At 69.7% G+C, this 12,775-nt stretch carries 12 protein-coding genes; 2 read left to right on the top strand and 10 right to left on the bottom strand.

All coding sequences use genetic code 11. The features are described 5' to 3' along the window. Positions 1–92: 92 nt before the first annotated feature. From OHS70_RS18825 to OHS70_RS18790, 8 genes are all read right to left on the bottom strand, one after another. The gene (locus OHS70_RS18825; RefSeq protein ID WP_328398962.1) at positions 93–1,739 is read right to left on the bottom strand and encodes a long-chain fatty acid--CoA ligase; all 1,647 of its coding nucleotides are present in this window, start codon (positions 1,737–1,739) and stop codon (positions 93–95) included. Between the two features lie 237 nt (positions 1,740–1,976). After that, on the bottom strand, positions 1,977–2,531 hold the full coding sequence (locus OHS70_RS18820; protein ID WP_328398961.1) for a SigE family RNA polymerase sigma factor: 555 nt from the start codon (positions 2,529–2,531) through the stop codon (positions 1,977–1,979). A gap of 186 nt (positions 2,532–2,717) precedes the next feature. Continuing rightward, positions 2,718–3,887, bottom strand: a complete 1,170-nt coding sequence (locus tag OHS70_RS18815) for a lipid-transfer protein (protein WP_328398960.1) — start codon at positions 3,885–3,887, stop codon at positions 2,718–2,720. Further along, on the bottom strand, positions 3,884–4,309 hold the full coding sequence (locus OHS70_RS18810; RefSeq protein ID WP_328398959.1) for an acyl dehydratase: 426 nt from the start codon (positions 4,307–4,309) through the stop codon (positions 3,884–3,886). Before OHS70_RS18810 ends, OHS70_RS18815 begins: the two co-directional genes overlap by 4 nt. Beyond that, the gene (locus OHS70_RS18805) at positions 4,306–5,409 is read right to left on the bottom strand and encodes an acyl-CoA dehydrogenase family protein (protein WP_328398958.1); all 1,104 of its coding nucleotides are present in this window, start codon (positions 5,407–5,409) and stop codon (positions 4,306–4,308) included. The genes OHS70_RS18810 and OHS70_RS18805 overlap by 4 nt, the downstream gene beginning before the upstream one ends. Position 5,410: 1 nt before the next feature. Continuing rightward, on the bottom strand, positions 5,411–6,388 hold the full coding sequence (locus OHS70_RS18800) for a bifunctional MaoC family dehydratase N-terminal/OB-fold nucleic acid binding domain-containing protein (protein WP_328398957.1): 978 nt from the start codon (positions 6,386–6,388) through the stop codon (positions 5,411–5,413). After that, the gene (locus OHS70_RS18795; RefSeq protein ID WP_328398956.1) at positions 6,385–7,563 is read right to left on the bottom strand and encodes an acyl-CoA dehydrogenase family protein; all 1,179 of its coding nucleotides are present in this window, start codon (positions 7,561–7,563) and stop codon (positions 6,385–6,387) included. The genes OHS70_RS18800 and OHS70_RS18795 overlap by 4 nt, the downstream gene beginning before the upstream one ends. Positions 7,564–7,723: 160 nt before the next feature. After that, the gene (locus OHS70_RS18790) at positions 7,724–8,032 is read right to left on the bottom strand and encodes a hypothetical protein (RefSeq protein WP_328398955.1); all 309 of its coding nucleotides are present in this window, start codon (positions 8,030–8,032) and stop codon (positions 7,724–7,726) included. A gap of 327 nt (positions 8,033–8,359) precedes the next feature. Between OHS70_RS18790 and OHS70_RS18785 the strand changes: the two genes are divergently transcribed. After that, entirely contained in the window at positions 8,360–9,235 is an 876-nt protein-coding gene (locus tag OHS70_RS18785) for a bifunctional DNA primase/polymerase (protein ID WP_328398954.1), read from the top strand. Positions 9,236–9,527: 292 nt separating this feature from the next. Here the strand turns inward: OHS70_RS18785 and OHS70_RS18780 are convergent, their stop codons facing one another. Then, positions 9,528–10,556, bottom strand: coding sequence for a saccharopine dehydrogenase family protein (locus OHS70_RS18780; protein WP_328398953.1), 1,029 nt, complete (start codon positions 10,554–10,556; stop codon positions 9,528–9,530). Positions 10,557–10,667: 111 nt separating this feature from the next. Between OHS70_RS18780 and OHS70_RS18775 the strand changes: the two genes are divergently transcribed. Next, a complete protein-coding gene (locus tag OHS70_RS18775; protein ID WP_328398952.1) occupies positions 10,668–11,654 on the top strand; it encodes a helix-turn-helix domain-containing protein in 987 nt (328 codons plus the stop codon). Between the two features lie 154 nt (positions 11,655–11,808). Here OHS70_RS18775 and OHS70_RS18770 read toward each other — a convergent pair whose 3' ends face one another. Next, entirely contained in the window at positions 11,809–11,988 is a 180-nt protein-coding gene (locus tag OHS70_RS18770; RefSeq protein ID WP_328398951.1) for a TetR/AcrR family transcriptional regulator, read from the bottom strand. Positions 11,989–12,775 lie beyond the last annotated feature (787 nt).

Below are 12,775 nucleotides of genomic sequence, written 5' to 3'. Positions count from 1 at the left end.
CCGGGCAGAGGCGTTCCACGGACGCGCGAAAGGGCCGGCGGTCGTGACCGCCGGCCCTTCGCGTCCGGGCACCAGGGCCCGGTGTGCGACCGCTAGAGCTGGGTGACGTCCAGCTCACCGTCCGCGTACTGCCTGCGGATCACCTTCTTGTCGAACTTGCCCACGCTCGTCTTCGGCACCGCGGGAATCAGCGCCCACCGCTCCGGCACCTGCCACTTGGCGACCTTCCCGGCGAGGAACGCCCTGAGCGACTCGTAGTCCGCGGTCGAACCGTCCTTCAGTACGACCGTGGCCAGCGGACGCTCGCCCCACTTCTCGTCCGGAACGGCGACGACGGCGGCCTCGGCAACCTCGGGGTGCGCCATGAGCGCGTTCTCGAGGTCGACGCTGGAGATCCACTCACCGCCGGACTTGATGACGTCCTTGGCCCGGTCGGTCAGCGTCAGGAAGCCGTCGGGGCTGATCACACCGACGTCGCCGGTCTTGAGCCAGCCGTCCGCGCTGAACTTGTCCTCGGGCCGGAAGTCGTCACCGCCCGCGCCCCCGTAGTACGCGCCCGCGATCCAGGCGCCGCGCACCTCCAGCTCACCCGCGGACTCGCCGTCCCACGGCAGGGTCTCGCCGCCGGGGCCGATCAGCCGGCCCTCGACGCCCGCCGGGAAGCGGCCCTGCGTGATGCGGTACGGCCACTCCTCCTCGGCGCTCAGACCGGCCGGCGGGTGGGACATCGTGCCGAGCGGGGAGGTCTCGGTCATGCCCCAGGCGTGGCACAGCCGCACCCCGAGCTTGTCGTACGCCTCCATCAGGGAGGGCGGGCAGGCGGCGCCGCCGATGGTGACCTGCGTCATGGAGGACAGGTCGCGGGGGTTGGCGGTCACCTCGGCGAGCAGTCCCTGCCAGATGGTGGGGACGGCCGCGGCGTGCGAGGGCCGCTCCCGCTCGATCATCTCGGCGATGGGCGCCGGCTGCAGGAAGCGGTCGGGCATCAGCATGTTGATGCCGGTCATGAACGTGGCGTGCGGCAGGCCCCAGGCGTTCACATGGAACTGGGGGACGACCACGAGCGTGGTGTCCGCGTCCGTCAGACCCATCGACTCGGCCATGTTGACCTGCATGGAGTGCAGGTAGATGGAGCGGTGGGAGTAGACGACGCCCTTGGGGTCGCCGGTGGTCCCGGAGGTGTAACACATGGCCGCCGCGGAGCGTTCGTCCAGCTCCGGCCAGTCGAAGGTGGTCGGGCGGCCGGCGATCAGCTCCTCGTACTCATGCACCCGCGCCTCGGTGTCGGCGAGCAGCGAACGGTCGCCGGGGCCGGAGACCACGATGTGCTCGATCGTCGGCAGGTGCGGCAGGAGCGGGGCGAGCAGCGGCAGCAGGGAGCCGTTGACGATCACGGCGCGGTCGGCGGCGTGGTTGGCGATCCATACGAGCTGCTCGGCGGGGAGGCGGAGGTTGAGCGTGTGGAGCACGGCGCCCATCGAGGGGATCGCGAAGTACGCCTCGACGTGCTCCGCGTTGTTCCACATGAGGGTGGCGACGCGCTGGTCCGCGTCTATGCCCAGCTCGTCGCGCAGGGCGTTCGCCAGCTGGGTGGCCCGTCGGCCGACCTCGGCGAAGCTGCGACGCTGCGGCTCGGGCTCCCCTGTCCAGGTGGTGACCTGTGACTTCCCGTGGATCGTCATCCCATGCTGAAGGATGCGGGTCACGGTCAGCGGTACGTCCTGCATGGTGCTCAGCACGGCGTCCTCCCGGTGGGCGCTAGCGCTACGTGGCAGTAAGGGTGGGAAGATTCTGCTCACGTACCGCGCGGTATGTCACTACCCGGAGGTAATCCAATCCCGGCGCACCACCGCACACATCACGGCACACAACCGCACTTGCTCCCCCGTACGCCCCGTTTACGCCCCCAGATCCCCCTGATATCCACCCAATCCCCCTGCTGCCCCCTTGCCGCAGCCCATGCCTCTGCCGGGTGATCAGCGGACCGGACGGAGCTCAGGATCCTCGCGGAGCTTGCCGAGCGCCCGCGACACCGCGCTCTTGACGGTGCCGATCGAGACCCCGAGCACCTCGGCGGTCTGCGCCTCGCTCAGGTCCTCGTAATAGCGCAGCACCACCATGGCCCGCTGCCGGTCCGGCAGCTTCATCACCGCGCGCCACATCGCGTCGTGCAGTACCTGCTGCTCGGCCGGGTCGGGCGTGGGCGCCGTGTTCGGCTCCGGCAGCTCGTCACAGGCGAACTCGTCCACCTTGCGCTTGCGCCACTGGGAGGTGCGGGTGTTGAGCAGGGCACGCCGGACATAGCCGTCCAGCGCACGGTGATCCTCGATCCGCTCCCATGCGACGAAGGTCTTGGTGAGCGCGGTCTGCAACAGGTCCTCGGCGTCGCTCGGGTTCGCGGTCAGCGACCGGGCGGTGCGCAGCAGCACGGGCCCCCGCGCCCGTACATACGAAGAGAACGAGGGATAGGACGTGTACGACGGCACCGGCGCGGCGGCTCTGGAGGCGCTCGTACAGACTGGCGTGGTCATGTCTCCACGCTAGGAGCGGGCTGTGTGCCGCGGATCGGCCCCAGGTCCCGAAGCGTTGTCCCCCTCAGGTTGTAGGGCCGGCGCCGGTCGCACCTCCTGAAGGTGGAGTTGCCTCTCAGGGTCGGTTACGGGCAGGGGCCGGACGCAGCCGCGCCGGGACGCGTCCGTCCGTGACGGGAGGGCCGCTCATATGCCGTCCGCGCCCAGGACCAGCCCCGACGTGGGGACGCCCGTACCGGCCGTGACCAGGGCCCTTGCAGCGCCGGGTATCTGGTTCACGGATGTGCCGCGCAGCTGCCTCACCGCCTCCGCGATGCCGTTCATGCCGTGCAGATACGCCTCCCCCAACTGGCCGCCGTGCGTGTTGACCGGCAGGGTGTCCGCGGCCAGGAACTCCGCCGCCTCGCCCGGCCTGCAGAGCCCGAACTCCTCCAGTTGCATCAGCACGAACGGAGTGAAGTGGTCGTAGAGAATGCCCACGTCGATGTCGGCGGGCGCGAGTCCGGACGTCCGCCACAACTGCCGGGCGACGACCCCCATTTCGGGAAGCCCTGTGAGATCGTCCCGGTAGAAGCTGGTCATCTGCTCCTGCGCCCGCCCGGCACCCTGCGCGGCGGCGACGATCACCGCAGGGGGCTTGGGCAGGTCGCGGGCCCGTTCGGTGCTGGTGACGACGACGGCCTGGCCTCCGTCGGTCTCCTGGCAGCAGTCCAACAGCCGCAGCGGCTCCACGATCCAGCGCGATGCCGCGTGGTCGGCGAGGGTGATCGGCCGCTCGTAGAAATACGCCGCGGGGTTGGTCGCCGCATGGCGGCGGTCGGTGACGGCGACATGGCCGAACACGTCGGGTGTCAGCCCGTACGCGTTCAGATACCGCTGGGCGGCCATGGCCACCCAGGAAGCAGGGGTGAGCAGCCCGAAGGGGAGATTCCAGCCGAGCGCCGAGCCCTCCGCGGAGGGCTCCCGCTGCTGCACCCCGGAGCCGAAACGGCGGCCCGAGCGCTCGTTGAACGCCCTGTAGCAGACGACCACTTCGGCGACGCCCGTGGCGACGGCGAGGGCGGCCTGCTGCACGGTGGCGCAGGCCGCGCCACCGCCGTAGTGGATACGGGAGAAGAAGGAGAGCTCCCCGATGCCCGCCGCCTGGGCGACGGTGATCTCGGGGCTGGTGTCCATCGTGAAGGTGACCAGCCCGTCGACGTCACCGGGCGTCAGAGCGGCGTCGTCCAGCGCCGCCCGCACCGCCTCGACGGCGAGCTTGAGCTCGCTGCGCCCGGAATCCTTGGAGAACTCCGTCGCCCCGACACCGACGATGGCTGCCCTGCCACCGAGGGTGTCCCGTCCTCGGACGCTCATGTGCCGGCCTCCGGGAGGATCACGGTCACCGTGCCGGTGACGTGCGTGCCGATGCCGTTGGCCCCGACGACCCGCACCCCGGCCGTCGCGCCGTCCAGGGAAGTGACCGTGCCGCTCAACACCATGGTGTCTCCCGGGTAGTTGGGTGCGCCCAGCCGGATGGCGACCTTGCGCAGCACGGCATGCTCCCCGAAGCAGTCGGTGACATACCGCCCGACCAGTCCGTTGGTCGTCAGGATGTTCATGAAGATGTCCTGTGAGCCCTTCGATCTCGCGAGCTCGGCGTCGTGATGGACGTCCTGGTAGTCGCGGGATGCCACAGCGCCGGCGACGATCAGGGTGCGGGTGACCGGGACGGTGAGCGACGGCAGCTCCATGCCGATGTGCACACCGGTCGTCCCGGTGCTGTGTGCGGTGCTCATACCGGCTCCTGTCCGGCGAGCAACGCGCCCAGTTCCGAGAGGACTTCACTGCCGGAGCCCAGATAGGCGTCCAGCTGGCGACCCCACAGAAAGTGCCGGTGGACGGGGTGGCCGAGGTCCGCGCCCGTACCGCCGTGCAGATGCTGGCCCACGTGCACGACCCGCTTGCCGGCCTCCGAGGCCCACCAGGCGGCGGTGAGTGCATGTGTCGCGTACGGCAGCCGCGCGTCGCGCCGCCAGGCCGCCTCGTACGCCGTGACCCGTATCGCCTCGGTGTCCATGTACGCGTCGGCCGCGCGCAGCAGCACCCCCTGGTTGGTGGAGAGCGGCCGCCCGAACTGCTCGCGGGCCGAGGTGTGCTCCACGACGCGGGCGAGGGAGCCCGCGCACACCCCCGCCTGCAGACCCGCAAAGGCGGTACGGCTCATGGCAAGTATGTCGTCGTACGCATCGGGCCCGCCGATGCGCTCGGCCGGACGGTCATCGAGCTCGAGCCGTCCGGCCGACCAGGGCGCGGTCAGTTCGACGGGCTCGATGCTCAACCCGGCCGTCTCCAGCAGGAAGCAGCCGATGAGCGGACGGCACCCTGCTGGCTCGGGCACCACCGGCCCGCGCCCGGCGCGTTCCGTTCCCGCCCGCTCCGGCTCGGCGGCCGGGACCAGGACATGCGTCGCATCGCGCAGCCACGGCACATACGGCACGACTCCGGTGAGCCGTCCCTGCCCGTCCGCCCGCACAGCCGCTCCACGCAGCGGAAACGCGCCGGTCGCCACCACCGTGCCGTCCCGCAGCCCCGGCAGCAGCCGGGCCCGCTGCTCGTCGGAGCCATGGGCCGCCACCGCCAGCAGTCCGTACACACACGCGGCGGCGAAGGGGGTCTGCCCGGTCGTCCGTCCCTGTTCCTCCAGGAGCAGCACCAGCCCCAGCAGGCCGGTCTCCTCGACGGCGGCGATCAGCCCTGCCGTGCTGAGCGCCTTCCACACCTGTGCGTCGCTGCCGCTCCCCAGCGCGGTCAGCCGCTCATGGGTCGCGAGGTCCCCGAAGATCTGTGCCGCCAGCTCCCGGGCGGCCGCCTGCTCGTCCGTGGGCGTGAAGTCCATGTCAGCCCGCCCCCCTGTCCAGGTGCCCCTGCGCACCACGGAAGACCGGGAGCTCCCACTCCTCGTCAACCCTGAGGAACTCCAGTTCCACCGGCATGCCGATACGCACCTTGTCGTACGGAACTCCGACCACGTTGCTCACGATGCGTACACCTTCGGCCAGCTCGATCAGCCCCACTGCGTACGGCGGGTCGAAGGCCGGGAAGGACGGGTGGTGCATCACCACGTAAGAGAACACCGTGCCGGCGCCGCTCGCCGCGACCGTGTCCCAGTCGGGCGATCCGCAGGCCGCGCACCCCGGAAGCCAGGGGAAGCGCAGTGTGCCGCAGCCATCGCACCGCTGGATCAGCAGGCGGTGGTCCGCCACCCCGTCCCAGAACCCTGCGTTGTCCCTGTTGATCACCGGGCGTGGTCGCTGCGGTCGCTGCGGTCGCTGTCGCTGAGGTTGCTGCGGGCGGTCGCCGTCCGGTGTCCTGGCAGCGGGCGCGTACTTGAGGATGCGGAAGCGGTGCGTACCGGCGAGCTCGTCGCCCGCCCGGACATTCATCCGCGTGGTGACGAAGTACCCCGTGCCCAGCTTGGTGCTCTTGCGCTCGGACACCGACTCGATCACTGCGTCGAACGTGATCCGGTCACCGGGGCGGAGCGGGCGCAGATACTCCTGTTCGCAATCGGTGGCGACGACGGATGTGAATCCCGCCCCGTCGAGCAGCTCGAACAGCTCGTCCTGCGCGGCAGCCCGGCCGCGGTGCCCGGACAGACCGCCCATGGTCCATGCCTGCAGCATCGCCGGCGGCGCGATGGCATCCGGACCCTGATACGCGGGATTGGCATCCCCCATGGCTTCGCACCAGTGCCTGATCATCGGCTCGTTGACCGGGTCCTTGCCCGTCCCCGCGGCGGCGGCCCGCCCTTCGTACGCCTTGAGCCGTGAATACAACGCATCGGCGCGGGCCGACGCCGCTTCGCCGCGCGTCACCTCTTCCCCCTCTTCAGGCCGAGCCGCATGGTCGCGACGATCTCGCGCTGCACCTCGCTCACGCCGCCCCCGAACGTATTGATCTGTGCCGCTCTGTTCATCCGCTCCAGCTCCCCCTCCTGCGGAGTCCCGGTCCCGAGCGAGCCGGGAGATCCAGCCCGGATCAGCCCCGCCTCCCCCGCGATTTCCTGGCACATTCGATACACCTCGACCGCGGATTCGGTTCCGGCGAACTTCACGCCGCTGGCATCTCCCGGAGCCGGCCGACCTGCCCCCGCACCCCCCACCAAACGCCAGTTGAGCAGGCGTGTTGCCGCGAGCCGGGCATACGCTTCGGCCGCTCGGAATTGCACCCAGGGCTCGTCAATACGGCGAGTCCCGGTCACCGGATCAGGTGTACGTGCCCGCGCGAGCGCCGCCTCGTAGAAGTCCTCGGCCTGCATCCCGATCGCGGCCAGCGCCACCCGTTCGTGGTTGAGCTGGTTGGTGATCAGAGCCCAGCCGTCGTTCTCCTCGCCGACCAGATGCGCGGCCGGCACCCGGATCCGGTCGTAGTACGTCGCCGTCGTGATCAGCCCGCCCACGGTCTCGATCGGGGTCCAGGAGAACCCCGGCGCATCCGTCGGCACCAGGAGGATCGAGATCCCCTTGTGCTTGGGCGCGTCCGGATCGGTACGGCAGGCGAGCCAGATCCAGTCCGCGTTCTGGGCGTTGCTGGTGAAGATCTTCTGACCGTCGACGAGCCAACTGTCACCGTCCCGTACCGCGCGGGTGCACAGCGAGGCCAGGTCCGTCCCTGCCCCGGGCTCGCTGTAGCCGATCGCGAAGACGAGGTCACCGGCGAGGATGCGCGGCAGGAAGTAGGCCTTCTGCTCCGGCGTCCCGTACCTCATCAGAGTCGGGCCCACGGTGTTCAGCGTGACCATGGAGACGGGGGCGCCCGCCCGGTACGCCTCGTCGAAGAACACGAACTGCTCGTCGGGGCCGCGGCCCTGGCCCCCGAACTCGACGGGCCAGCCCAGTCCGAGCAGTCCGTCGGCGCCGATCCTGCGCAGCAGCACCCGCTGCGCGGCGTGGTCGCTCGCGGGCGGCGGTCCGTCCGGCATCAGGGCACGGAAGTACGTACGGAGTTCGGTGCGCAGCTCTTGCTGTCGCGCCGTCGGGGCGAGGTGCACGGCGGCGGACCTCCCGGGCGTACGGGTCAGGGTTTCTGACTGTCCGTCAGATCAGGCCACCCTGTCAAGGTCACAGACAGGCGCCTGCGCGACAGCACCGAAGTGCCGCCGCGCAGGCGCCTGTTCCCCGTCCCCCTACCTCACCCCCTCGGGCCGGCGGTCACCATAGTGGTGAGAAATTCACGGCTACGTTGTCCTGGTCGATCACCGTGTAGCCGAATCCGTTCACGTTCGCCGTGTTGTTCTGATTGCTCGCTCCGGCGCCGGTCGCCACCTGCTGGGTGGTCGTCGAATTGCCGTAGTTGTCGCGGCCGACGCCGCTGCCGACGATCGTGGCCACCGACACGTTCGATCCGTCGTCCCCGATGCCACCGATGTTGTCGGCCTGGGCGACTCCGCCGAAGAGAGCGGCCGTGAGGGGCAGGGCGGCAACTGCGGCGAGAACTCGGGCGGGGCGGATGCTTGCCATGACTTTCCTCCATGAACCGGTACTGCTCACGTACGGCTTTTTCCAAGGCAGTTGGCCGACCGCCCGGGGTCTTGGTCTCGACGTCGCGAGATCAGAATTGCCCACGGAATCCCCCCGAACCACCTCGGGATCCCCGATTCCCTCGCAAGCGTGAGGACAAGTCGATAAACCCCCTTCTTGCCCACACCCTCCCGGCCGGCGCCGCCATGGAGCGGTCGTGGCCAGTCACCGCAAGGGGCGAAGCGTTACGGCACATTTCCAGGCATCTCCACCACCCGACACCGATCCCCCCTTCCCTTCTTCGAACGTCTGTACGAAAATAAGGTCATGGCCATCATCGACCGGCAGACCGCCACCCTGGCCCTCGCCCACGCTCTCTCGGCCGCCGAGCGCGGGCTCCCCGTCATCCCTCTCTCCGCGACGAAGCTCCCCGCCCTGCGCTCCCCCCACCGGGACAGCCCCGAGCCGGTCCTGTGCCGGGGCGAATGCGGCCTTACGGGTCATGGCGTCCATGACGCCACCACCGACCCCGCCGGCGTCCGCGCCCTGTTCGCGGCCGCGCCATGGGCCACCGGGTACGGCATCGCATGCGGGCGGCCCCCGCACCACCTGATCGGAATCGACCTGGACACCAAGTCGCAGACCGACTCCCTGGCGGCGCTCCAACACCTTGCACTGCAGCATCTGTTCACGATTCCGGCAACGGTCACCGTCCTCACGCCCAGCGGCGGCCGCCACCTCTGGCTGACCGGCCCCTCCGACGTGGTCGTACCGAACTCGGCGAGCCGCCTCGCTCCCGGCATCGACATCCGCGGCGCCGGCGGCTACCTCGTCGGCCCGGGCTCGGTCACCGCACACGGCGCGTACCGTCTGGCCCCGGGCACGGCCGACCTCGGCCCCGCGCCCTGCCCACGCCCCCTCCTGCGCCTGATCGCACCGCCCGTACGACCGCACCACCGCACAGCACCACCCCGCCCCGCGCCGAACCAGGGCGAGGGCCTGGTCCAGTTCGTGCTCGCCGCGCAGGAAGGTCAGCGCAACACCCGCCTGTTCTGGGCGGCTTGCCGTGCGTACGAGAACGGCTTCGGCGAAGCACTCGCCGAAGCCCTCACCCGGGCCGCGGTCCAGGCGGGCCTCACCGAACACGAAGCCCGCGCGACGATCGCATCGGCCGCCCGCCTCCACGCGGGCCGCCACGGATAACCACGAGGCGCCGCCCGCTCGGCCCACCGAAGCAGGGGCGGCGCTTTCACCACGTCATGCGGTGACATCGCTGCCACGCGCACCTGAACGGCGCAACCCCGCCACGACTGGAGGTCTCCGCGCACACGGCAAACGTATGCGCCTTTATGTTCAGCGTGCCCGGTATGAAGACCCCGACGCATCCCCATGGTGCAGGTTCCCCCGCACCTGCACCCGGTGCGTGACCGGCCAACTGCATGGTCAAGCCCGCGACTTGAGCAGGCCCCCGTGGGAGGTACGGATGGCCGGTCCGTTACAGGTGCAGTTCCAGGGTGATGTGCGGGGACAGCGCTCGGAGGAAGTCGGGCGCGTCGAAGATCGCTCCTGCGGAGGCCACGCCGACCGCATGGGTGCGTCCGGTGAGGATGCGGTAGACGGCTTCCACGACGAGTGGTGCGGTGACGGCGTAGATGTCCTGACCGTGGGCCATGGCGCGTCGTTCGGCGTCGCCCGAGCGTACGACGACGTCGACGAGGAAGGTCTGAGCGGACCGTCCACGCTCGTCGGTCGCGGCCGGAGTCGGCGTGTCCGGAGCCACGATGTCCCGGGCGGCCTGGACCGTCATGTAGGTGCGCACGTCGGGGATGGACAGGTGGCTGGGCACGGTCACGACGTCGGCCATCGTGAACTCCCCGATGACAGACCGGGGGCCCATCGGGTCGGGGAAGCGCCACTCCAGGGTGGGCGGGGCGTCGGTGCGGTGCTCCCACTGTCCGTTGGTGTAACGGATGCGCCGATCGCCGCGCCGCTCCCGGGACACCGCGCCCGACAGACGCGTCCCGGCGGTGGGGTGCCAGTTGCTCAGCCCGTACGCGATGTGCGCCTCGTCGGCCGTGGTCCAGTCACCCATCGCCGCGGTGGCCAGCAGGTCGCCCAGACCACCGAAGAAGGCCATCGCCGGGACGATCACCGCTCCCGCCTCCTGCGCCCTGTCGGCGAAGTGCGCGAAGGTGTCGAGGTTGGCCTCGATCTCGGCCGCAACGTCCAGATACGGGATCCCTGCCCGCAGCGCCGCCTCGATCACCGGGGCAGTCGTCGAGGCGAAGGGCCCGGCGCAGTTGATCACGGCCGCCACGCCGGCCAGTGCGCGGTCGAGCGAGGCCGGGTCGTCGACCGACGCCGGGCGGGCGTCCAGCCCGGTTTCGTGTGCCAGCGCCTTCAGCTTGTCGGCGTCGCGGCCGGACAGCACCGGGAGAAACCCACGCTCCCTCAGCTCTGCCACGACGAACCGCCCGGTGTGCCCGTACGCGCCGAACACCGCCACCGTGAGTCCCGGTCCCATGGGTTCTCCCCCGTACTCGAATGGTCTGTTGCGATCTGTCACGGACATCCTGACGAGGACCGGCACCCCCACACGAGTGTCCGGAACGACAGGGCTCATACAATTCCGGACATGACTACTGTCGCGCTGGCCGTCACGGAGGGGATGCTGCATTTCGAGCTGTCCCTGGCATGCGAGGTCTTCGGTGCCAAACCGACCAGCGTGGCAGACCCCTGGTACCGCCTCTCGGTCTGCGGACCGAGCGCCGTACGGGTCGACCGCTTCGGGCTGGAGCCCGAGCACGGACTCGACCAACTTCCCCGCGCCGACACCGTGATCGTCCCGGGCTGGGCCGACGTCGACCAGGAGCCGCCGGCCGAACTGATCGACGCGGTGCGCGCGGCCCACGAGGCGGGCGCACGCGTGGCCTCCCTGTGCACGGGCGCCTTCGTGCTGGCCGCCGCCGGCCTGCTGGACGGCAAGCGTGCCACCACGCACTGGGCACACACCCAGGAGCTGGCCAAGCGCCACCCCCGGGTGACGGTGGACCCGGACGTCCTCTACGTGGACAACGGCAGTGTGCTCACCTCCGCCGGCAAAGCCGCCGCCATGGACCTGTGCCTGCACCTCGTCCGCCTCGACCACGGCTCGTCGATCGCCAACAGGCTCGCCCGCCGCCTGGTCGTGCCGCCGCACCGCGACGGCGGCCAGGCCCAGTTCGTGACCACCCCCGTCCCCGCCCCCGGCAACCATCCGCTCGCCGAACTCCTCCCCTGGGTGATCCAACGGCTGGACGAGCCGCTCACCGTGGAGGACCTGGCCCGCCAGGCACGGATGAGCTCGCGCAACCTGGGCCGCCACTTCAGGTCGGTGACCGGCACCACCCCGCTGCAGTGGCTGCTCACCCAACGCATCCGCCACGCACAGGAGTTGCTGGAGACCACCGACGGCACCATCGACACCATCGCGGCGGCCACCGGCATGGGCACCGCCACCACCCTGCGCCGACACTTCGCTCGGACGGTAGGCGTGCCGCCGGACACCTACCGCCGCACCTTCCGCTCACAGACCCGCCCCGGCCCGAACCACGGCGGGCGACACCACCAGCGCGAGGCATAGGGGCATGAGTCCGCTGGTCACGGCCCTGGCGTGGGACCGGGCAGGGATGCTCGGGCCGGTGCAGGCCACTGAGGCTGCCTGACCTGCCCAAGCCGACTATGAGCAGGGGTTATCGTCCTGGCCGTTCACCGGACGCGCCCGGTCAGCTCAGCCTTCAGCCGTCGCCGAGCTTCGTGGGCAGGGTCTCGGCGAGGTAGTGCTGGATGGTGGGGGCAAGGAGGTCGGTGACGGTGTCGGCGGGGAGGGTGGCGATGTCGCCGACCTGCCAGATGCAGCGGTTCATGACCATGCCGACGATCTGGGTGGCGATGAGGCCGGCGCGCAGAGAGCCCACGTCCACTTCGTGGGGGACACGTGGGATGGGGGACAACGCCTGGTCCACAGCGGGGCACAGGCGAGAAATCGTGAGACAGCGAATGCAAGAAGGGGTGCCCGGAAGCTCCGGACACCCCTTCTCACCTGGCCTTATGCGCCATACGCGGTGGGTGTGGGATTTGAACCCACGGTGACATCGCTGCCACGACGGTTTTCAAGAGCGTCGTGCTCTTGGTGCCCACCCTGTCTCTGACCTGCTCAGACGTCCCAAACTCGTGCTGTGTACGCTACCTTGGCCCACACGTGGCCCATGGGCCCGCCTCCGCGTCGGACAGCGGCGTCCCTCCGCGGGATTGCCGCCAGCAGCACCGGCCACATTGCGGCATGCAACGGCGGCAGCACGCAGGCTGGCGTGCCTCTCCAGACTCAACACGGCCACGGTGTAACCGTAGCTCCACTCCTTACGGCGACTCCACTGGCTGCCACTTCCCTTCTAGGGGATACAGCTGAAACGTCGGCAGACGCTGCGCCCCGATGACGTGAAAAGGATGCTTTCCGTCACGGATTCGAAGGGTTCCTTTATGTTCCCCGCTAGTCCAGTCTAGATCCAGATGAAATCTGCAATCGCACTTCTCGGTATGGACGTTAACCAGGAACACTTCCGGGTCTCCTGATGAGATCTGATATGGGAAATCCACAGCAGGCCCATCGTCGCCACCCTTGGCTACCACGGCGAGTTCGGGGTCATCCAGGTTCACGTCAAAGGATCGGGAAGCCAGCCCCCCGCATCCCCCGGCGGGTAGATA

The sequence above is a fragment of the Streptomyces sp. NBC_00390 genome (genome assembly GCF_036057275.1).
GTDB lineage: Bacteria > Actinomycetota > Actinomycetes > Streptomycetales > Streptomycetaceae > Streptomyces.
Note: the sequence above shows the minus strand (reverse complement) of the source record. Positions and strands in the feature narration are given on the sequence as shown.